Genomic DNA, 21,917 nt, shown 5'->3' on the forward strand with positions numbered 1-21,917 from the left:
CTGTGCTTCAGGTGAATGCACTCCAAATGACTGCCCTGTGTGAGATGATCCGATGACCAACCTCGTCGCTCTGCCCCGGATTCGCCGGGGCACCGAGCTCCTGCGCGCCGAAGAGCACGCGCGCTGGGAGCTGAGCACCCTCAAAGGAAAACTCAGCGAGCTCAGCGCGCAGTCGGCCGCCGGGGTCTCCATCGCCCTCAAACTTATCGCCGAGGCCCAGCGCGCGCAGGAGCCGACGGCCTGGGTGGGCTCCACCGCTCGCCTCTTTTACCCGCCCGACGCCGCGGCCTGGGGACTGGACTGGGAGGCGCTGCCGATCATCAACCTGGCCGAGCCCCGTCAGGCCGCCCGGGCCGCCGACAAGCTCCTGCGCAGCGGCGCCTTCGGGCTGGTGATCGTCGATCTGCCCCCGCGCAGCTTCTTGCCCGCTCCGCTGATGGGGCGGCTGCTTCGCCTGGCCGAAACTCACGCCAGCGCGCTGCTCTTCTTGAGCCATAAATCCCCGCACGAAGATTCGCTCAGCTCGCTGATCGCGCTGCGGGCCCAGGCACGCTGGATCCGACTCGATCCGCGCGAGCTACAGGCCGAGTTGACGATCCTCAAAGACAAATGCCGAGGCCCGGGCCATCGCCTGGTGGAGGATTTTGATGGACCGCTGGGCCTGCGTTAACGCCGCCGACTTCCCGCTGCAGGTGCTCCTGCGCAGCCATCCGGACTGGCGCCAGGGGCCGGCCGCACTCCTGGATCGCGACCACCCTCAGGGGCGTCTGGTCGGGCTCAATGCCAGCGCGCGTCAGGCCGGCCTGAGCCGGGGAATGCACTACGGGGAAGCCCTGGCACTGATCCCGGCGCTGCGCGCCGGCACGGTGGATCCAGACCAGGTGGCGTCGCTTGCCGACACCCTGGCGCAGGCCCTCGGAGAGTATTCGCCTCAGGTGGAGCGCCACCAGGAGCTCCCGGGGCTCTTCTGGCTCAATGCCTCCGGGCTGGGCCGCCTCTACCCGGACTGGCGCCAGTGGGCCGGCCCCCTGCGCCGGCGTATCTTTGAGCGCTTTGATATCCGCGTCACCCTGGCGGTGGGCTTTCGCCGCGCGCTGACCTACGTCATCGCCCGCACCGCCGACACCTCCGGGGCCTTTGACACTCCGGAGGCCGAGCGCCGGGCCGCCGGCCAGGCCCGCCTCACCGCCCTGGATCTGCCCCGGGCCGACCGCGAACTTTTGACCCACCTGGGCCTGCACACCCTCGATGATCTTCTGGCCCTGCCGGCTCAGGGGCTCCACCGCCGACTCAGCCCCGCGCTGGTGGAGCTCTACCGACAGGCCCGCGGCGACCGGGAGCTTCCCATTGAACCCTTTACGCTCAAAGCGCCGGCGCAGGTGGACCACCACCTGGACTACGCCGAGCGCAACACCCACCGCCTCCTTTTTCTGCTCAAAGGCCACCTTCACCCCCTGCTTCGCAGCCTGGAGGAGACCCACGACAAACTCGTCGCGCTCAATCTTCACTTCGAACTCGACCACCACCCCGCCCTGAGCGAACGCATTGAACCTGCCGAGCCCACCCTTGATGCGCTGACAATCTCCGATCTGATCTGGCTTCGCCTGGAGAGCCTGGAGCTTCCCGCCGGCGTGACCCACCTGACCCTGGTGGCCCATGGCGAGCGCACCTGCACCGAGCAGCTCCGCCTGGACCTGGGAGGCGCGGCCCGGAGCACCCGCGATATCGAGGCCGCCAACCGGGCTCTGGCCCGGCTGCGCGCACATTTTGGCACCGAGGTCGTCCAGCGAGTGCGCCTTCGCCAGGCCCACCTTCCCGAGGGGCGCTTCGTCCTGGAGCCCCTCCCACGCATCCCCCTCCCCTCTCCCCCGAGCGCTCCCCACCCACAGGCCGTGCGCCGTTTCTATCCCTCACCACAGCGCCTGCGCTCACTCCCCGGCGTGAGCACGCGCCAGGGGCCACACACCATCTGCGGTGGCTGGTGGGTGCGCGAGATTCATCGCGACTACCACCTCATGGTCACCGAGGACGAGCGCCTGATCTGGACCTTCTACGATCACCGCCGCCACCGCTGGTACGTGCACGCCGAGTTCTAACCCCCCGCCTCCCCCTCGCGCTCATGCTCTACGCTCCGCTCTTCTGCAAATCCAACGCCTCTTTCCTGGAGGGCGCCAGCCACCCCGAGGAGCTCGTCGATCAAGGCGCCGATCTGGGCCTGCCGGCACTCGCGCTCACCGATCGCGACGGCTTCTACGGCACGGTAAGCGCCTACCAGCGGGCCAAAACCCGCGCGCTCAAGCTCATCACCGGCGCCCAGATCAGCGTCGATGACGGCACCTCCATCGTGCTTCTGGCGCAGACCCGCAAGGGCTACGCGGGCTTAAGCGCGCTGATCACCCGGGGACGCCTGCGCTCTGAGAAGGGGCAGAGTCAGGTGAGCTGGACCGAGGTCGCCGAACACGCCGAAGACCTCCTCGCGCTCTGGGGCGGCCCGGAGAGCCTGCTCTGGCAAAACGAGCTCCCCGCGCCCACGGCCGGCCTGCTCAAGGAAGCCTTCGACGACCGCCTCTACGCCCTGTTCCTCCGCCACCAGAACCAGGAGGAGCAGGCCCGCGAACCCCTGCTGCTGGCCCGCGCCGAACGCTGGGGCCTGCCCGGCGTCGGCGCCACCGAGGTGCTCTACCACCACCCCGCGCGCCGCCCCCTGCAGGACATCCTGACCTGCATCCGCCACACCACCGAACTCTCCAGGGCCGGCCACCTCCTGCGCCCCAACGACCTCTACACCCTGACCCCACCCGACGCCCTGGCGCGCCGCTTTGCCGATCGCCCCGACCTGCTGGCCCGCACCCTGGAGATCGCCGAGCGCTGCGACTTCAGCATGAGCGAGCTGCGCTACAGCTACCCGCTCGAAGACCTCCCACGGGGGCACACCCCCGACTCCTGGTTGCGCGCACTGACACTAAAAGGAGCCCGTCAGCGCTACGACGCCCGGATCCCCTCCCAGGTCCTCGCCCATCTTGAACGCGAACTCGCCATCATCCAGGAACTCGACTACGCCGGCTACTTTCTGACCATGAAGGAGATCGTGGAGTTCTGCCGCGCGCAGAAGATCCTCTGTCAGGGACGCGGCTCAGCAGCCAACTCCGCGGTCTGCTTCTGCCTGGGCATCACCGCCGTCGATCCGGTGCGTATGGGGCTGCTCTTTGAGCGTTTCATCTCTCCGGAGCGCGCCGAGCCCCCGGATATCGATCTGGACATCGCCCACGAGCGCCGCGAAGAAGTCATCCAACACGTTTACGCCCGCTATGGCCGACAACGCGCGGCCATGGTCGCCAACCTCATTCGCTACCGCCCCCGCTCCGCGGTGCGCGACGTGGGCAAAGCGCTGGGGCTCCCCGAGGCGCTGGTCGACCGCCTCGCCCGCCTGCTCGGCCATCGCAGTCAGCTCGGCGCCGAGGTCTGGGAGCAGGCCGAGCTCGACCCCACGCTCCCGCTCCACCGCCACCTCGAAGAGTTGACCAACGCCATCCTCACCTTCCCCCGCCATCTCTCCATTCACCCCGGTGGCTTTATTCTGGCCCGCGATCGCGTCAGCGATCTGGTCCCGGTCGAAAACGCTTCTATGGAAGGCCGTACCGTCATCCAGTGGGATAAATACGACGTGGAGGCGCTGGGGCTCTTTAAAGTCGATCTCCTGGGCCTGGGCGCGCTGACCATGCTCGATCGCGCTTTTAAATTGCTGGCCAGACACCACCAGCGCCACCTCGATCTGGCCTCGATCCCCCCCGAAGATCCGGCCACCTTCGACATGCTCTGCCGGGGCGACACCCTGGGCGTCTTCCAGATTGAGAGCCGCGCGCAGATGGCCATGCTTCCGCGTCTCAAACCCCGCACCTACTACGATCTCGTCATCGAGATCAGCCTGGTACGTCCCGGCCCCATCACCGGAGGCATGGTCCACCCTTACCTGCGCCGCCGCCAGGGACTTGAGCCCATCGACTACCCCCACACGAGCCTGATCCCGGTACTGGAGCGCACCCTCGGCATCCCTCTTTTCCAGGAACAGGTGATGAAGCTCGCCGTAATTGCTGCGGACTACACCCCCGGAGAGGCCGATCAACTCCGCCGCGACATGGCCGCCTGGAAACAACACGGACACATCGAACGTCACCGCGAGCGCCTGATCACCCGCATGATTCAAAAGGGCATCGAGCCCGACTTCGCCGAACGTGTCTTCAGCCAGATTCAAGGCTTTGCCGATTACGGCTTCCCCGAGAGCCACGCCGCCAGCTTTGCACTCCTGGCCTACGCCACCTCCTGGCTGCGCTGCCACTACCCGGTGGTCTTCACCGCCGCCCTGCTCAATGCGCAGCCCATGGGCTTCTACAGCCCCTCAACCCTGGTCGAAGACGCCCGCCGCCGAGGCGTGGACGTTCGCCCAATCGACGTTCACACCTCGGAGTGGGATTGCACCCTGGAGCCCACCGACACCCCACCCTTTCCCTTTGCCCTGCGCATGGGCCTGCGCCAGCTGCGCGGCCTCTCCCGCGCCAGCGCCACACACCTCATAAACGCCCGAAACAAGGGACCTTTTGAGAGCATCGCCGACTTCCGGGCACGCGTGCCCCTCCCCATCAGCGACCATCAGCGTCTGGCCAAAGCCGGTGCCCTTCAGAGCATCGGCGTCGGCCGCCGCCAGGCCCTCTGGGAACTCTCCGAACGCCCCGAAACCGGCCTCCCCTTAAGCCTCCCTCTCCAAAGTCCCGAGCCCACGCCCGCCTTCCAAAAGCTCAGCCGCCTGGAGGCCATCGAGTGGGATCACCGCACCTCTTTTCATAGCACCCACGGCCACCCCCTCCAGGAGCTGCGCCCCCACCTTCGCGCCCTTGGACTGCCCAGCGCCGAAGAACTCAGCGCGCTTCCCCACAAAAGCCGCGTCCACTTCGCCGCACTCATCATCTGCCGCCAGCGCCCTGCCACCGCCTCGGGCGTGGTCTTTATGACCCTGGAGGATGAGACCGGCCTGGCCAACATCATCATCTACCCCGACGTCTTTGAGCGCTTTGCAGTCCTGGCCCGCACCACCCCTTTTCTGGGCGTCTCCGGCACCCTGCAACATGAACAGGGGGTGACCCACCTGATCAGCGACCAGCTCTGGCGCCCCGATCTTCCCCGGGAGCTCCCGAAGCTGCGCTCCCGGGACTTTCATTGACCCGCCCTCCCTGTTTGGCACCTTCCTTCCCGGGGCGCCTTGATCCCTTTCCCCCAACTCGCTACAACGCCGGGCAGGGTCGATGACCGACCTCCCTTCCCCTCCCTCCCCCCCTTGAGAATTCACCGAGTCGTGACAGCAAAGGCCCCCCGCTTGCGCTACACACTCCCCTCTCCCTCCGGAACCTCTCTCCCGGAGACATGAAGTTCGCCCAGGATTTCACTACCTTAACATCAGCAAAACGCGTCGCCCCACGGAATGACTCACTTGAGGTATTTTCCCATGTTGCCAGACAGGTCCGTACGCTCACCGCTGCTCCTTTCTCTAACCCTGCTACTCACAGCCACATTGGCGCTCAGCGCCTGTGGCGGTGATCCCGAACCCGACCGAAATCCCGATGTCGGTCAGGATGTCGACCCCGATCCGGATGCCGGAGATACCGACGTCGATCCGGACGCTGACGTCGATCCGGACGCCGATGTCGATCCGGATACCGATGTCGACATCACCGATCCCCCCGAAGACGCCATCGCCTGCGACGAACCCATGCCCCAGCCCCCCCAGGGCGAGCGCTGTGTCGTCATCCCCGGCAACGGCGATCATATCCTCTTCCGCGGCACCCTTCTGGCCGGCGATGACGTCTACCATGAGGGCTCGCTCCTCCTGAACGACCAGAGCCCCAACCGCCAGATCGTCTGCTCCGGCTGCGGCTGCGCCGACACCCCCGAGGCTCAGGATGCAACCATCGTCTCCTGCCCCTCCGGCGTGATTTCCCCCGGGCTGATCAACCCCCACGATCACATCACCTACTCCCTCTCTCACCCCCGTCCTCACGGCGAAGAGCGCTTTGATCACCGCCACGACTGGCGCCGAGGGCTTCGCGGCCACGACCAGATCAACACCAGCCCCGGCTCCGATAACAGCCACGAGGGGATCCTCTACGGTGAGCTGCGCATGCTCTTTGGCGGCGCCACCAGCGTGGTCGGCTCGGTGGGAAGCGGTGACGCCAGCGGCATGCTGCGCAACCTCGATAACACCAGCTACACCGAGGGCTTAAGTGGCGTGGACGTCTCCTACCGTACCTTCCCCCTGGGCGACTCCAACGGCACGCTGCGCGCCAGCGGCTGTGACTACCCCAACATCGACAACGAAAGCCGCCTCAACTCCGGCGTCTACCTGCCCCACCTCTCCGAGGGCATCGACCCGGAAGCCAACAACGAATTCCACTGCGCTTCCGGCGCCTCCGGCAGCGACCTGATTCAGGACAACACCTCCATCATCCACGGCATCGGGCTCTCGACCCGCGATATCGCCCTGATGGCTCGCCGCGGTGCCACCCTGGTGTGGTCGGCTCGTACCAACATTGATCTCTACGGCAACACCGCCCAGGCCCCGATCTTCAAGCGCTTCGGTGTGCCGATTGCCCTGGGCACCGACTGGTCGGCCAGCGGCTCGATGAACATGCTCCGCGAACTGCAGTGCGCCGACTACCTCAACCGCCTCTACTACGATGAGACCTTCACCGAGCAAGAACTCTGGATGATGGCCACCGCCAACGCCGCCGACGCCATGGGCGCCGGCGACCAGATCGGACGCCTGGAAGAGGGCTACGTCGGTGATATCACCATCTTCGACGGCACCGACCGCCTGCCATACCGCGCGATCATCGACGCCGAAATTGCCGACATCGTGCTGGTGCTCCGCGGCGGCGAGCCGCTCTACGGCGACGCTCAACTCATCGAAGCGCTGGTCGATTCCGCCGAGTTGGATGGCTGTGAGCAGATCGACGTCTGCGAACGCGGTCGCCGCCTCTGCGTAGAGCTCGACGCCGGCAAGTCCCTCAGCGCGATTCGCTCGGCGGTAAGCTCCAACGCCTACGAACTCTTCTTCTGTGGTGAGCCCGACGACGAGCCCAGCTGCATGCCCTTCCGCCCCAACGAATACTCCGGACTCACCGACAACACCGACAATTCCGGTGACGGTATCCCGGATGCTGTCGATAACTGCCCGGCCTACTTCAACCCCATCCGTCCCATGGACGGCGGCCAGCAGCCCGACACCAACGGCAACGGCATCGGCGACATCTGCGACCCCTGCCCCCTGAGCGAGGATCCGAACTGCAACACCATTGATCCCGACGATCTCGACGGCGATGGCGTGGCCAACGACACCGACAACTGCCCGGTTCACTTTAACCCCGGTCAGGAAAACACCTCCGGCGATGCCTACGGCGACGCCTGCAGCCCCTGCCCTGAGACCTTCCTTGGCGAGGGTGAAGCCTGCCCGGTCTCCATCTACTCGATCAAAAATGGCACCACTGACCCCGGCTCCCTGGGCACCTTCGAAGGCGTCATCGTCACCGCAGTAGCCGAAGGTGAAGGGTTCTTCGTCCAGGTCGATCCCCAGAGCGACGACTACCAGGGCGACCAGTACAGCGGCATCTACGTCTACAACCGCGGCGGCACGGTCTTCCCCCAGGTCGGCGACCGCATCGACCTCACCGGCTCGTCCACGCTCTTCTACGGCCAGTTCCAGGTAGGTAACGTCAGCGCCATCAACATCCTGGAGAGCGGCTACCCGCTGCCGGCCCCGACGGTAGTGAGCCCGGCCGAGGTTGCCAACAACGGCGCCTTGCGTCAGGCCTATGAGGGCGTCCTGGTCCGCGTCGAAGACGTCACCGTCACCAACAACAGCCCCGACCCCGGCCCCGGCCAGGGTGACAACCCCTTTGAATTCGCCGTCGATAGCGGGCTGCGCATCAACAACCTGATGTACACCATCGATCCCAAGCCCGAGGTCGGAAACAGCTTCGCCAGCATCACCGGTGTGCTGCGCTGGGCCAACGAGAACTCCAAGGTCGAGCCCCGCTCCGAGCTTGATGTCGTCAGTGGCCCCCCCTTCCTCGCCGCAGCATCCCCCGAAGCGCTCTTCATCGACGCCGACGGCGCCGATGGCCAGCTGACCCTCTCGCTGAATCGCGCCTCTCAGGGCGAGAGCACCCTCGCGCTGAGCTACAACCCGGCCGGCATCATCTCGGGTCCGACCAGCGCGACTCTGGCCGATGGTGAGCAGAGCGTCACGGTGGCCATTGCCGCCACCACCCCGGATGCCGAAGCTACCATCAGCGTCACGCTTGATGGCGTCACACTGACCATTCCGGTCACCACCTACAGCGCCGCGAGCCCGCGTGAGCTCTCCTCGCTGAGCGCCAGCGCCGACACCATCTTCGTAGGCGACCAGGTGAACTTCGACCTCGAACTCAACCTGCCCGCCGGCGCCGCCGGTGAGACGGTGAGCCTCAACCTGCTCCCCGTCGAGACGACCTTGCCCTTCCCGGCCGAGGTCAGCTTCGCCGCTGGCGAGCAACGCGCCAATATCACGCTGACCTTCAACGAAGGCGCCGGGGACTACACCCTCGAAGCCACCCTGGGCACCACCACGCTCAGCGCTGACGTCACCGTGGCCAATGCCCCCGACGAGCAGAGTGAGTCCTTCATCAACTTCGACGGCCCGGGCAACACCTACGGTGCCGGCAGCTTCGTCGGGGACTCGGGCTACACCTTCAACTACACCGGTGGCCGCCTGGTCGACGAAACCTCGAACTCCGACTACACCATCGACGGTCGTGGCCTGATGTTCGGCGGCAGTGGTGACAAGTCCCTCATCGTGCAGGGGCTCGAAGGCGGCATCAACTCCCTTCGCCTGGAGATGCGCAAAGCCTTTACCAGCGGCGCCAACCGCCAGATCGAAGTCTTCGTCAACGGTACCTCCGTGGGCACCTCGGAGGTCTTCGGCAACGCCAGCGGTGCCGATGCCACCGTCCACGAACTCCTGCTCGAAGACATCAACATCTCGGGTACCTTCGACCTGGAGATTCGCTCCATTCAGAGCGGTCAGGTGACCATCGACAACCTGGTCTGGGGCTCCTTCTTGCCCTGATACGCTTTCGCGGCCTGCTCCCTCGGGGCAGGTCGCGCCCCCCCACAAAAAAACCCGCAGAAGGCCGCGCGAACTCCGCGCGGCCTTCTTTTATTTCTATTTTCGAAAGAAAGTTGCATTGCGCGCACTCCGGGAGTAAGACACTGCCAGCGGTCGCCTGCTTGAACCTCCTTCAGGATGATGCACATGGTAGCGCCCCATAAAAATGCCTCGACCGCTCTAACTCTGAGTTGATGGCTGTATGGATGAACCCGGCCTTTTTGCCGGGTTTTTTTGTATCTTCGGACAACGCGCACCAATCCGGCGTTGACCTGGCGGGCATCATCCTTGTTATGCTCCACAGCGCCGCCTCCCACCGCCCCCCAGGCCTCGCCAGCGATGAGCTCCCCCCGCACCGAACACGCACCTGAAGAGCCACACGCTCCCGATCCCAGGGCAACCGGACGTCTCAGCGCGTTGATCGCCCCGGCCAGCCAGCCCACTGCCAGACACACACCGGTTTCGCCGGCAATCAACCGCCGTGCAGCCCTGCTCTACATCGGCGCGGCAACCCTCTGGGTCACCGCCAGCGATGCGCTGCTCAATCGCCTGATTCCGACCCCGGCACTTCGCGATCTGGCCCAGACCGGCAAAGGCATCGTATTTATCCTGGCCAGCGGCGCAGCCCTCTATGCGCTGTTGCGCCGCCACCTCCGGGCGCTCCACCGTGTGGAGCGTCAGGTCGTCGCGCGCGATGCCCATATCGGCCGCATCATCGACACCATGGCCAACGGCGTCGCACTGCTCAACCTGGAGGGGGTGTTCGTCGACACCAACCCGGCTCTCTGCGACCTCCTCCACACCTCCCCGGACAGGCTCCTGGGCACCTCGTTCGGCGATCTGATGCAACTCGACAAGAGCCCCGGCCTTCCCCTGGCCGTCGCTCTGGACCGCGCTCGCACCGATGGCCGTTTCACCCTTGAGGTCATCCGCTACCGGGAAGACGGCTCTCACGTCGAAGTACGCTTAACACTTGCCCCCCTCTACGACGGCCAGACTCACCTGACCGGCTACGTGGCCGATCATCTCAATATCGGCGATGTCCGCCGCGCCGAGGCACATCTCGAAGGAATCGGCGGTGTCATCGAAGATCTCGCCAGTGAGCAAGATCTCCACGTCCTTGGGCGCAAAGCCGTCGCGGCCGCGGTTCGCCTCACAGACTTCGAAACCGGAGCCGTCGCCATCCACGACCCGGACCTCCGCGCGCCTACCTACCGCTGGTGCCAGGGTCTCGAACACCTTGGCATCTCCCCGGATGACATCGCCTCCGAACCCCGGGACCGCGAGCTCGCAGCCCGGTTTATTGGCTCCGGAACATCTCATTCCATTGATCTCTCCCTCACTCCCGACCCTGCGCTTCAGCCCTACCGGGAACTCGGCTTCAAAAGCATCACCAGCGTCCCCATTGAAAGCGAAGGTCACCCCGGGGGCGCTCTCCTGGTAGGCACTCACAGCTCCAACCGCTCGCTCGACGCCGGCCAGCTGGCGATGCTCCAGGCCGTCGCCCGTCAGATTGGCGTGGCTCTGCATCGACATCAGCTGCTCCACGAAGCCCGTGCCTCCGAGGCGCGCTTTCGAAATGTCGTCGACACCGTCCCCGACATCCTCTACCGAGCGGAGTTGCCCCACTTTGCCACCTCGTTTATCAGCCCCGCCGCCGAGCGCCTGCTGGGCTACCCTTCACAGGCTTTCTACAACGACCCCCAACTCTGGCGCTCCCGCATCCACCCCGACGATCTCGAACACATCACCGAAACCATCGCGACAGCCATCGACCACGACGAAACCTACGTGGTCCGTTACCGCTGCCGACATCGCGACGACCAGCAGATCCTGTGGTTCGAAGACCACGGCCACGTCGAACGCCAGAGCGACATGGTCCCCACCGGTATCACCGGCGTCATCTCCGACATCACCGCCCAAAAGAAAGCCGAAGACCGCCTGACCTTCCTCGCCTACCACGACAGTCTTACCACCCTGCCCAACCGCCATGGGCTCATCCGCGCCATCGACCACTGGACCGGCGAGCATCCCGAAGCCCCGGCCGTCCTTCTCTATATCGACCTGGATCGCTTCCACCTGGTCAACGACATCCTGGGCCACGATGCCGGCGACACGCTCCTCCTCGACGCCCGCGACCGTCTCCAGGCCATCCTCCCAACCGACGCTCTTTTGGCACGCATCGGCGCTGACGAATTCGTCGCCTTCCTGCCCTCCGATCTGAGCCCCGGAGAGCTTCGGGCTCACACCAGCGCGATCCTTTCCTCCTTCAGCCGCCCCTTCACTCTCAAAGGGCAGGACTCTTATCTCAGCGCCAGCATCGGCGTGGCCACCTGGCCCCGGGACGCCTCCGAGGCCAAAGCCCTGATCAAACACGCTCACCTCGCCCTGGCCCACGCCAAAGAGTCCGGCCCGGCCAGCTGCTCGTTCTACGCCGGTGAGATCGCCACGCGTCAACAGCGCCGCCTCTCCCTTCAGTCGCGCCTTCACCGCGCCATGGTCGACGACGAGATTACCGTCGCCTACCAGCCCATCATCGATCTGCGCTCCGGCAAGATCACCGGCGCCGAAGCCTTGCTTCGTTGGACGACCACTACCGGCGAGGTCATCTCCCCGGCCGACTTCATCCCGGCTGCCGAAGAATCCGGCCTGATCCTTCCCCTGGGCGACTGGGTTCTCTCCCAGGTCTGCCAGCAAATCCGCTCCTGGCGCAGCGCAGGCCTGGACCTTTCGGTCGCCGTCAACCTCTCCCCCCTGCAATTCTTGCGGGGCGACATCGTCGAACGCATCCTCGCCGCCATCAGCGACGCCCACATCCCTCCCGGCCGTCTGGCGCTGGAACTCACCGAATCCGCCATGCTCGCCGATCCCGATCATAGCATCCGCGTGGTTCATCGCCTGCGAGAACACGGCCTGCGCGTGGCCATCGACGACTTCGGAACCGGGTACTCCTCATTGGAGCGCCTCAAACAACTTCCGGTACAAATCCTCAAGATCGACCGCTCGTTTGTAAAAGACCTCCCCGGCGATCACCGCGACGCGAACATCGTACGCTCCATCGTCACCCTCTCTCAAAACTTCCAGATGAAGGCTCTGGCCGAGGGCATTGAAAGCGCCGCTCAATGGACGTTATTGCGCGATATGGGCTGCCAATACGGCCAGGGCTTTTTCTTCAGCCCGGCCATTTCTCCCGAGCACCTCTTCGAGAAGGCCACTCGCCCCCCGATCTGGAACGCCCCCCGAGTCGAAGAAGCCGTCTAACCCCTCACGCATTTCTTTCGCCCCCCTTATGAGTGAGGTTTTATGCGGATCTCATCGTCACCTTGACCGCCGACACCCCCTCGGTATACTCACGACTGACCTACAGGATAAGATCAGCAAGCGTCGACGGTTTTGCCCGCGCCGCCCTCGCTGCCCTCTTACATATGGATTCACTTTGAGCGCGTCGCCACCGCGGTGCCTCACCACGATCGACGCGCCAGACCCGCGCGTGTTGCGGAGGAAAAATGATGGGAAGGTATTCCAATAAATGGCTCATGTTGCTGGCTGCCGGCAGCCTCTCACTGACGCTTGGATGCGGCGAGAGCACCGTCAACGTACCCGGCGGAGACGATCCACGTGACCATGAACAACCCGATATTCCGGGAACCAGCAGCCTGAAGCACGTCGAGCCCTGCGACCCGCTTCAGCTCTCCTGCGCTCGCTCTCTCCCTGTCGACGGCTCAACGACCCTCTCCGTGCGCCTGGTTGATGCCGATGGCAACCCTATCCGCAACGCGATGATCGGCTTCCAACTTGAGCGCGAATCCGGTGCCGAGGGCTCTTCCCTCTCCGCCGCCAACGGGATCACCAACGCCGACGGGATCGCCTCGACCACCGTGCGCACCGGAAGCGACCCTGCCGTTGCCACCGGCACCCTGCGTGTCCGAGCCTCCGTTGGCCAGGAGGGCGTCAACACCCTGGATTTCAACCTGGGAATTAACGCCAAAGATACCGCTTCCTACATCGTCAAACACACACACGGCGGCACGGCGATTCTCGACACGGTCAATACCAGCTTCTTGCCGGCCGACATGACCTGCGCGGAGCTCGAAGACGAATTCGCCGCCCGCGGCTACGTCACCGGCGCCGACTTCGCCCTGAATGCCACCGTCAACGCCGACGGCTCAGTCAACAACCTCATCCTGAACTCGGTGCCTAACAACCAGGCCTACACCATCTTCAGCGTTGCCATCCGTAATGTCGGCGCCCGTCAGGTCATCGCCGCGCTCGGCTGCACGGACAACAACCCGCCAGTTCAAAGTGGGGTCAACTCCGTCGTCGATGTCGACCTCTACGACTACATCCCCAGCATCGCCGGCATCTACAAGGTTACCCACACCTTCAACATCGTCAGCGGCCTCCCTCCCGCCGTGGCCGACGTGCTCAGCCTGATCGGCACCCTGGCCACCAGCCCTGCGCAGTTCATCCTGGGCTGCCCGGCCACCCAAAGCTACTGCCCTCCGGGAGGAACTCGCGGCCTCCTCGACTTCATCCTCGATTATGCCGGTGACTCCCTGGGAAGCTTCGCCGAGACGCTTCGAGACTTCCAGGATAGTGCGGCCCTCGCTCTCGCTCTTGATTTCCTGGACGACGCCATCGAAGGCTTCCTGCCTAGCTGGGCTACCGACGCCCAGGTGATCATCGACGACGTCATCTCCATGCTCGAAGAGTTCACCGTCGAAGGTGACATCCAGATCATGGAAGAACCGGTCATCGACATCGCCGCCGGCCAGACCCAGGCCGTGCTCCACGCCGAAAACAACGTTCAGCGCTGGAACGACATCGTCCTGCAATGGAGCCGAGGTTGCGAAGGTCAGGCGGCCTCCTGCTCCGAAGTGCTTATCCGCTCCTTTGAAGTCGGTGAAGGCGGCTCCGCTGTCTATGGCAACTTCGGCGCCACTATGATCGGCTCCACCGCTCTTAAGATTGAGAAGCACCCGCTGACCCTTCAGTATGGCAGCCTCATCCTGGCCGTGATTGAAAAGGTCCTGCTCCCTCGCCTCTTTAATGATGGCGGCCCCGTTGTCGACTCCCTCGACGCAATGCTCGACCGTTTCGTCGACTGCACCGCTCTCGCAACTGAGGTGAACTCCGACGAAACCAGCACGTTCCACCGTGCCGTCAAACAAGCCTGCGAAGTCATGAAGACCGAAGCGGCCGGCGCCGTTCGCGACTATGTCAACGACAACCTGGTTGCTGATTCCGAAGACAACTTCCGCATCGGCACCCCCGCCGGCGAGCCCTGTGAACTTTACCAGCCCGACGTCTACCCGCCGACTCCCGGCTCGACCCAGCCCGCCCTTCCCTTCATCCAACACCTGGGCAAGGCGGAGCCTGAGCTGCGCTGTAAATGGGAAGCCGAGTTCCGCTTCAGCACCGAATCTTCGGCCACCGTGCTGGACGGCACCTTCCACGGAAGCCGCTCCGACAGTGGCAACTAAATAGAAACGCTCAGCCCGCAACCTCTGCCGGGCTGAGCGCAGCTGAATCAAAAAACGCCGCCTCCTTTCGGAGGCGGCGTTTTTTGATTCAGACAGACAGGAATGAGCCCGGGGCTCCAACGCAAAACACTCGCCCTACATAACGCGTCATTGCCTGCTCTTAAGCCAACGAGCTGGGAGCCCCCTTCACCTCGATCCCCATCTGCCGGCAGGTGAACAAAAAGACCTCCATCTCCACCTCTCCAAGATGCTCCCGGGGCAAGGCCTCCAGAATCTCGCTCCAGGTCAGCTCCCCGCGTTCGCGACCTCGGCGCAGGAGCTCTCGCTTATTGTCGTGGTATGCGGATTTGTCGGGATGCGATTCAAACTCGGACTTCTCAGTCATGAGCCACTCCTAATAGGTTGAGCGCCCCGCGGCAGTCCTTCTGCCGCGCTCCGCGCTCCATCTCGGGACAGGTCGAAATCTAGGCACCGACAAGCCCCTTTCAATCGGCCGACTCCTGGGCCTCTGTCACCAGCGCTTCGACGTCCAGCCCCAACGCCCCGTAAATCTCTCCAAGCAAATAGATAGACCCAAAGCACAATACGCTTTGATCTGGTTCGCAGCTCAAGAGGGCTTCTCGAAGGCTCTCACCAGCACGGCCGCTTCCACGCCACAACCTGGCAGGCACCAGTGCTTGCATCCCCTCCGCAGTCAAAGCGCGTGGCGAGGCAATCTCCACCGCCCAGACCCCCACTCCAAGTTCCGAGAGAAGCTCTCCCAGTCCCTCCTGCGCCTTATCCCCGAGCGCGCCCCAGACCACCGCACCAATATCCCCACAGACCCCGCGACGCACTTCACGGGCCAACGCGGCAATCCCGGCCGGATTGTGCGCCGCGTCCAGCCACACTCGGCCCTCTACCCCCTCAGGCACGCGCACCTGACGAGGCTCCATTCGCCCGGGCCAACGCCAGCGCTCAAGCCCCTGGCGCGCTAACCCGGCATCGAAACGCTCCCCCAGAAAGATCTGGGCTGCCTTCCAGGCACTCCGATGATGCCGGCGAGCCAACGCTGACCAGTGCTCACCAGGCCCCACATCCCCGACACCCTCGGCCTCATCGATACGGTAGCGTGGGCTCCTGCCTGCGCGCTCCCACAGCACGTCCATCGCCTCCGCGTGCTCCTGGGGCCCTATCACCACAGGTACTCCCTCACGCATCACCCCGGCCTTCTCCCCGGCGATCGCGGCAATGGCATGTCCCAGATAGGCCTCATGGTCACGACCAATCGTCGTAATCACGCTCAGCGCGGGCTCAATGGCGTTGACCGCATCCAGCCGCCCTCCCAGCCCAACCTCATAGATTCCGACATCGACCTCTTCAGTGGCGAACACCAATGCTGCCATCAGCGTGGTCAGCTCAAAGAAGGTCAACGCATCCTCCCCCACACGGTTCACATCCCCGTAGGCTTGAAATACGTACTCCATCACAGGCAGCAGCACCTCTCGACTCAGCGGCCTGCCCCCCACGCGAAAACGCTCCTCAAACCCGACAAGATGAGGGCTGGTATACAGCCCCACACGAAGCCCGTGTGCTCCCAGAATCGCACTCAGCGACGAAGCGACCGTCCCTTTACCATTGGTCCCGGCCACCACTACCGCCGGCGCCCTACGCTCCGGATGCCCCTCCGCCCCCAGTGCGGCGCGCATGCGCTCCAACCCCAGCTTGATCGTAAAGCGATTCTGCTCAAAGAGGCGCGTTTGAAGCGCCTCCCAGCGAGTCACCCCTTCTTCGCGAGCACTCAATGGAACGCAAAGCGGTCTTGCAGTTCAAGATAGCGCAGATAACGATCGTAGGCCTCGCTATCCAGAATCTCAAAGTAGCCTCGCCGATCGATCATAATGAGTTCGTCGCGAACCAGTTCATTGAGAACCTGCTTCACCTCGCCAATCTCCAGCGCCAAAACGTCTGCCAGATTCGCCGGGATCGGGGCAGACTCCGCAGCTCCCTCCACGCGACGCACCCTTTGACACTCTGCCCGAAGCTGATGCAGCACCCTCGCCTTATTGGTGCGCAACACCAGGTTTGAAACCCGGTACTGAGCCTGAGTTAAGCGCTGCGTGAGCTTTTTGAGCATCCTCAACGCGATATCGGTATTGCCCTTGATCATCCCCTCAAACTGCTCGGTATCGACCTGAATCACTGCGGCGTCTTCGGTCACCACCGCCGAAACCGGCCGACGCGGCTCTCCCAGCATCGCAAGCTCACCACAGAACTCACCAGCTCCCAGATCCTCAACGACCACTTCGGTGTCGTGAATCCGCTTGGTCAGCCGTACGCTCCCGGATTTAATCACGTACATCCGGTTGCCCTCTTCGCCTTCTCGAAACAAGACCGTCCCTGCGGCGCACTGACGAACACCTTTTTCACTCACGAGCTACCCTGATCGATGATGGAGTTGGAAACCTGCTGGCTGACCGCAACATCCGGCGCATACTGGACTAGGACCTTAAATAGCCGCAATGGCGCCACTTTAAGAGCACTTCCCGAGTATGTCGGGCGCCCTCAAACCCCTGGCTTTCAAGAAACTCCAGGAGATGAAATTCGAGCACTTTTACATCCTCGAAAGTGTCGACATCGTACCAGAAGCCCAGCAAATCCGGCAAGAGACCTGCCCGTCTGGCACACTGCCAACTCTGCGCCAGAACATCCGCCGTACTCCAGGCCACCCCCTCAAAGATCACATCTTCTACGAGCACATTCCGGCTCTTTTCCTGCGCGCCCACCGCGACCAGATAGTACCCCCCGTCAAAACTCGGCCCCCAGACCACGTCACATCGCTTAACCGTAGCCGACGCCAGACTCAGGTGCTCCCCGGAGAGCGTTGGCGAATCTGCGCCCACAATGATGATCGTCTCCGCCCCCCGCGTACGGGCCGCTCCGATGGCCCGACGCATGCGCGCTCCAAGGTCTCCCTCCCCTTGCTCGACCACAGACACGCCCTGTTCCCGGATCCAGCCTTGCGTCGCGTCGTCATCTTCTCCTGCCCAGGACACCGTCGCTCGCGCACCATCCTGAGTCCCAACCCATCCGGCCACCATCTCAACCACGTCTTTCAAAAACGCGCGGTAAAGCGTCACACTCTGCGAGGGAGTACATTGCGGCTGAAGCCGAGTTTTGACGCGCCCCTCCACCGGCGCCTTGGCGAAAATAATGACCTCCGTATTGCCACTCTCTCGCATCAGCGCCCTCCTTCGCGGAGTTCTTGCGCGTACTGCGCAAAGAGCGTGTAGAGAATCTTATAACTTGCCATCACCGTCCCCTTGACCGTCCCGGTGACCTTAGAGACCCCCACTCGCTTACGATAACTTACCGGTACTTCCACCGCTCCCAGCCCCAGGCGCGCAGCCTTGATCTGCATTTCAACCGTCCAACCGAAATCTTCATCGCGCATCCGAAGCGCCTCTAACGCCTCCCAGCGTATCGCCCGAAAAGGCCCCAGATCGGTAAATCGGTAACCGTACATCAGTTCCATCAGCGCACAGGCCAGCTTGTTCCCCCAGACCGCCTGCAACAGTAACGCGCCCCGTTGCTGAGCCCCCAGGGTACGACTGCCAATCACCATCTCCGCATCGCCCCGAATAACCGGCTCCACCACCCGCGGAAGCTCCTCGGGATAGTCGCTAAAATCGCCGTCGAGAAACACCACCACATCCGGCGGGTCCTCGGCCATCATGCGCAGCCCTCGCAGGCACGCCGCCCCATAACCCCGCTGAGGTTCTTCAACCACACAGGCGCCATGCTCTCGGGCGCGTTGCGCACTGGCATCCGTGCTGCCGTTATCGACCACCACCACCCGACGCACCCACTCTTTCGGGATGGCATCAAGCACAAGCGGAAGGCTCTCCTCCTCATTGAGCACGGGGATCAACACATCGATGACCAACGGAGTCTCTGGCTGTTCAGGTGCATACCGAGGCCACCAGACCCCGCCACGCCTCACATCTTCGCCAGCGGACCTAGAATTCTGCTGCTCTGATTCGACCACCCTCGCTCCTTCGCGACCTGCTCAAAGGTATTCGCAGCTCCGGGCTGCGCGGGGCGCATCCTAGCCCCACGAGTCGTCCCCCTCAAGGTCATCCAGGCTGTCAGCGGTGGTTACGCTGCGGCTGCTCGATCACTCAAACGAGTGGTAAGCGCGATCAGGCTCAAGAGATCGATATGTGCACGCCTCCGACGTGAGAAGCGCGACTCATCTGCGGATGCCCCCTCACGGGTCACCCCCAACACCCCCTGTTCAAGTTCACGAAGACGCGCCGGATGTACCTCGATCACGAGCTCCGCCAGGGGTTCCCCCTCTCCCCCTGTGCTGAGCCCCACGCTTCGCGAACGTCCCCGGGCCCGCGACGTCCACCAGGACTCCAGTGGCTCCTCATCCCCCTCGACCCACTGCTCTACGGTGAGAAAGTAGTCGTCAAAACGCCCCGCCGTGACAATTTCTCCCAACAACTCGTCTTGGAACCGACTCACGAAAATGGCCTGCTCCAGCCAGCGCGCTCCGAGAACATCATATGCCTCCCCGAGCATCACTTCGCCATGTGCGAAGTCGGGCGGAAACTCCCAACGTCGACGCTCTTCGCGCTTCATCTGACGCTCCAGGATTGCCCCCAACGAACGTTTTGTTCGAACCACTTCAACCGCACTGCTTTGCTGCTCTTCTGCTCGCATCTTGACGCCTCCATCCGTGGATTCACGCAGACACCGATCACTCAATCAGTACTGAACAAAGAATTACTGCACATTTCCATAGAGTCAATAAAAAATGGAAAATTTGTTCAGGTGCACGGGCGTACAGCGTTACATCACGCCGGCAGCATCCCCTTGGGCACACTCCATCCCGCCCTCGGAAGACCTCAACGCATACGACGCAAGCCAGCTCTTCGTGAGACATAGCTGACGAGCACAACCCCTTAAACTTCTTGAAGAACGCGCAGGGTAGCACTGTGCGTCGTGCAGATCAAAACGCACGCCCCACAAGCCCCCCCGCGGTTTTATTAGGATGTTCAGTATTCGCTGATCACAAACTCGTAGGCCACCCGTCGACGACTCGTCACCGCTTCGCAATTGCGCGTCGCGGGCTCAAAACGCCAGGCCCGAATCGCCTCTTCAGCCGCCTCATCCAACCCGTACCCGAGCCCGTCAACCAGCTCCACCTGGCTCGCACGCCCATCGGTACCAATCGTCACCAGAAAGACAACCTGCCCCTCTACCCCTCGCCGACGCGCAAGCACCGTGTACTCAGCCTGGACCTCCCGGACCACTCGCGCTTCAGTATCCTCACAACCGGGCGACGATGCCGTGCCATCGCCCATCCCGGTACCTCGCCCGTCACCACGCGCACCCGGGCGAGTCTTAATGTCGCCAAAACGATTCGGATCCACGTACCGATTGGTGATGCGCCCGGATTCGATCCCCTGCCCGATCTTCATCGCGGGCCCCTCTCCTCCCTCCACCGTGGACTCCAGGGTCAACCCCTCCAGATGCACAGGGTCCATGGCTCCAGCGGCCTCATCTTCGTTCTCCTCCGCTTCTGCAGCAGGCTCCACTTCATGCTCGGGTTCCGGCTCAGGCTCAGGCTCAGGCTCGGGTTCGGGTTCGGGTTCGGGTTCGGGTTCGGGTTCCGGCTCGGGTTCGGGTTCCGGCTCGGGTTCCGGCTCGGGCTCGGGTTCCGGCTCAGGCTCGGGTTCCGGTTCGGGTTCGGGTTCGGGTTCGGATTCGGGTTCCGGCTCGACATAGTTGAAGTCAACCTCAACCAACTCGTCTTCCGGCTCACGCTCATGAGATGCGGTGCTCAGCAAAGGGGCTACTGTAATGAGGCCCAGCCCGAAGGCCACATGAGCCAGGACGGCCAGAAACGCACCGATCAACAGGCGTTTGCCTCGCTGCCCGACACTTGCCGAACGTTCCTGGAGAGGGTCAGGAATATCGCGCAACGTCCTGCGCTGTGTTGACGTCTCAGCGCTCACCGTCCGCCTGCTCCTTGCGATCGATATTCAATGCGAATTTGGCGATGCCATTGAGTTTGATCGTATCCACGAGATCGATAACCTGGCCATACTCAACCCGCTTATCCGCGGCGATGACGGCTCGCACGTCTGCGTCTTCTACGGCTTGAGCGCGTACGGCCTCGGCAATGGCCTCCAGGCTCAAAAACTCCCCGTCCATGGCGTATTGCCCCTCCGAGGTCACCTGAAATGCCAGCGTCGTGGTCACCTCAGCCTGCCCCGAGGCTGCCTTGGGAAGGTCAATCGGGATCTGCGACTGCACGATGTAAGTCGCTGTCACCATGAAGATGATCAAAACGACCAGGATGATGTCGACAAAGGGCGTGATATTGATCGCCGAGATGACGTCGTCTTCATCCCCTCCGGCCAAACCTGCCATGACTCCTCCTTAACTTCAGTCGTTCCGGCGCAGGTGCGCCAGCAACGTTCGCGCCATAAGTTCGGTCTGCGCCGTTGAGGTCTTCACCCGCTGGCGGAAGATGTTGAACATGATGACCGCAGGAATCGCCACCATCAGCCCCACGCCGGTGGCGACCAGCGCCTCCGAAATCGCCGCCATCACCGCCTGGTTGGCTTCTTCACTGGCTTCGCCCAGCGCGGCAAACGCGCCAATGATTCCCAGCACCGTGCCAAAGAGACCGATAAAAGGCGCGTTATTGCCCGTGGTGGCCAGCAGGCTGATAAGCTTCTCGTAGCGCGTGCGCTCCGAAGCCATCGCCCCTTTCATTAGATCTTCCACCGCTTCCGGTCCCCGATCCAGCCCCCGCATTCCAAAGAGCACCACCCGGGCCTCCATCGCGTCACTGCCTTCCAGCAGCGTGGCGGCGGCATCGAAATCGTCGCTTCGCAGGCGCTCCTCAAACTCCAGGCGCAGCCGATGCACGTCGACCTTTCGCTGCTGAAAAAAACGCAACTTCTCAAGGACCACATAAACATTGGCAAAGCTCAACAAAATCAGCAGCCAGAGCACCCATTCGGCACCCACCAGCGCAAAATCCAACAGGATCTCGGTTAACATGGTCGTCTCTCTACATCCGTGAGGTCTTGAGTTCGAATAAGGGCCAGACCAACGACGTGCACGTGGAGCGTTTGCCGTAGCGGCCGACAGGGATAACATAGCGGGCGATGGAACAAAATCCGAAGCCTACCGGAGTTAGTCCCGGGAGGCTTCAAGTCGAACCATTTATTCGGAGCGTA

At 63.3% G+C, this 21,917-nt stretch carries 15 protein-coding genes; 6 read left to right on the forward strand and 9 right to left on the reverse strand.

The genetic code is table 11. The features are described from left to right. Positions 1-52: 52 nt before the first annotated feature. The 6 genes from DL240_RS06045 (at position 53) to DL240_RS06070 (ending at position 14,676) form a co-directional block, all read left to right on the forward strand. The gene (locus DL240_RS06045; RefSeq protein ID WP_111728974.1) at positions 53-670 is read left to right on the forward strand and encodes a P-loop NTPase family protein; all 618 of its coding nucleotides are present in this window, start codon (positions 53-55) and stop codon (positions 668-670) included. Further along, entirely contained in the window at positions 648-2,096 is a 1,449-nt protein-coding gene (locus DL240_RS20665) for a Y-family DNA polymerase (RefSeq protein ID WP_111728975.1), read from the forward strand. Before DL240_RS06045 ends, DL240_RS20665 begins: the two co-directional genes overlap by 23 nt. A gap of 23 nt (positions 2,097-2,119) precedes the next feature. Further along, a complete protein-coding gene (locus DL240_RS06055; RefSeq protein WP_111728976.1) occupies positions 2,120-5,215 on the forward strand; it encodes an error-prone DNA polymerase in 3,096 nt (1,031 codons plus the stop codon). Positions 5,216-5,497: 282 nt separating this feature from the next. Further along, positions 5,498-9,154, forward strand: coding sequence for an amidohydrolase family protein (locus tag DL240_RS06060; RefSeq protein WP_146618133.1), 3,657 nt, complete (start codon positions 5,498-5,500; stop codon positions 9,152-9,154). A gap of 378 nt (positions 9,155-9,532) precedes the next feature. Continuing rightward, complete coding sequence (locus DL240_RS06065) at positions 9,533-12,454, forward strand: sensor domain-containing protein (protein WP_111728978.1); 2,922 nt, start codon at positions 9,533-9,535, stop codon at positions 12,452-12,454. 248 nt (positions 12,455-12,702) lie between these two features. After that, the gene (locus DL240_RS06070; protein ID WP_158542384.1) at positions 12,703-14,676 is read left to right on the forward strand and encodes an Ig-like domain-containing protein; all 1,974 of its coding nucleotides are present in this window, start codon (positions 12,703-12,705) and stop codon (positions 14,674-14,676) included. Positions 14,677-14,836: 160 nt separating this feature from the next. Here DL240_RS06070 and DL240_RS06075 read toward each other — a convergent pair whose 3' ends face one another. From DL240_RS06075 to DL240_RS06115, 9 genes are all read right to left on the reverse strand, one after another. Then, positions 14,837-15,061 (reverse strand): RNA polymerase sigma factor region1.1 domain-containing protein, encoded by a 225-nt coding sequence (locus tag DL240_RS06075; RefSeq protein WP_111728980.1) that lies wholly within the window; start codon positions 15,059-15,061, stop codon positions 14,837-14,839. Between the two features lie 100 nt (positions 15,062-15,161). After that, entirely contained in the window at positions 15,162-16,439 is a 1,278-nt protein-coding gene (locus tag DL240_RS06080) for a bifunctional folylpolyglutamate synthase/dihydrofolate synthase (protein WP_146618134.1), read from the reverse strand. 17 nt (positions 16,440-16,456) lie between these two features. Beyond that, entirely contained in the window at positions 16,457-17,089 is a 633-nt protein-coding gene (locus DL240_RS06085) for a Crp/Fnr family transcriptional regulator (RefSeq protein ID WP_111728982.1), read from the reverse strand. 67 nt (positions 17,090-17,156) lie between these two features. Then, positions 17,157-17,897, reverse strand: a complete 741-nt coding sequence (locus tag DL240_RS06090) for a TIGR04282 family arsenosugar biosynthesis glycosyltransferase (protein ID WP_111728983.1) — start codon at positions 17,895-17,897, stop codon at positions 17,157-17,159. After that, entirely contained in the window at positions 17,897-18,601 is a 705-nt protein-coding gene (locus tag DL240_RS06095; RefSeq protein ID WP_111728984.1) for a glycosyltransferase family 2 protein, read from the reverse strand. Before DL240_RS06095 ends, DL240_RS06090 begins: the two co-directional genes overlap by 1 nt. Before the next feature lie 212 nt (positions 18,602-18,813). Next, the gene (locus tag DL240_RS06100; RefSeq protein ID WP_111728985.1) at positions 18,814-19,302 is read right to left on the reverse strand and encodes a hypothetical protein; all 489 of its coding nucleotides are present in this window, start codon (positions 19,300-19,302) and stop codon (positions 18,814-18,816) included. Positions 19,303-19,718: 416 nt separating this feature from the next. Further along, entirely contained in the window at positions 19,719-20,648 is a 930-nt protein-coding gene (locus DL240_RS06105; protein ID WP_146618135.1) for an energy transducer TonB, read from the reverse strand. A 22-nt stretch (positions 20,649-20,670) separates the two neighbouring features. Beyond that, positions 20,671-21,099 (reverse strand): ExbD/TolR family protein, encoded by a 429-nt coding sequence (locus DL240_RS06110; RefSeq protein WP_111728987.1) that lies wholly within the window; start codon positions 21,097-21,099, stop codon positions 20,671-20,673. 15 nt (positions 21,100-21,114) lie between these two features. Continuing rightward, entirely contained in the window at positions 21,115-21,738 is a 624-nt protein-coding gene (locus DL240_RS06115) for a MotA/TolQ/ExbB proton channel family protein (RefSeq protein WP_158542386.1), read from the reverse strand. Positions 21,739-21,917: the final 179 nt, after the last annotated feature.

This window comes from Lujinxingia litoralis (assembly GCF_003260125.1).
In the GTDB taxonomy this organism is placed as follows: Bacteria; Myxococcota_A; Bradymonadia; order Bradymonadales; family Bradymonadaceae; genus Lujinxingia; species Lujinxingia litoralis.

Bases quoted from the DNA above. Each gene is read 5' to 3' on its own strand.
- DL240_RS06045 (WP_111728974.1), top strand. From the start codon at position 53: ATGACCAACCTCGTCGCTCTGCCCCGGATTCGCCGGGGCACCGAGCTC.
- DL240_RS20665 (WP_111728975.1), top strand. From the start codon at position 648: ATGGACCGCTGGGCCTGCGTTAACGCCGCCGACTTCCCGCTGCAGGTG.
- DL240_RS06055 (WP_111728976.1), top strand. From the start codon at position 2,120: ATGCTCTACGCTCCGCTCTTCTGCAAATCCAACGCCTCTTTCCTGGAG.
- DL240_RS06060 (WP_146618133.1), top strand. From the start codon at position 5,498: ATGTTGCCAGACAGGTCCGTACGCTCACCGCTGCTCCTTTCTCTAACC.
- DL240_RS06065 (WP_111728978.1), top strand. From the start codon at position 9,533: ATGAGCTCCCCCCGCACCGAACACGCACCTGAAGAGCCACACGCTCCC.
- DL240_RS06070 (WP_158542384.1), top strand. From the start codon at position 12,703: ATGGGAAGGTATTCCAATAAATGGCTCATGTTGCTGGCTGCCGGCAGC.
- DL240_RS06075 (WP_111728980.1), bottom strand. From the start codon at position 15,061: ATGACTGAGAAGTCCGAGTTTGAATCGCATCCCGACAAATCCGCATAC.
- DL240_RS06090 (WP_111728983.1), bottom strand. From the start codon at position 17,897: ATGCGAGAGAGTGGCAATACGGAGGTCATTATTTTCGCCAAGGCGCCG.
- DL240_RS06100 (WP_111728985.1), bottom strand. From the start codon at position 19,302: ATGAAGCGCGAAGAGCGTCGACGTTGGGAGTTTCCGCCCGACTTCGCA.
- DL240_RS06110 (WP_111728987.1), bottom strand. From the start codon at position 21,099: ATGGCAGGTTTGGCCGGAGGGGATGAAGACGACGTCATCTCGGCGATC.
- DL240_RS06115 (WP_158542386.1), bottom strand. From the start codon at position 21,738: ATGTTAACCGAGATCCTGTTGGATTTTGCGCTGGTGGGTGCCGAATGG.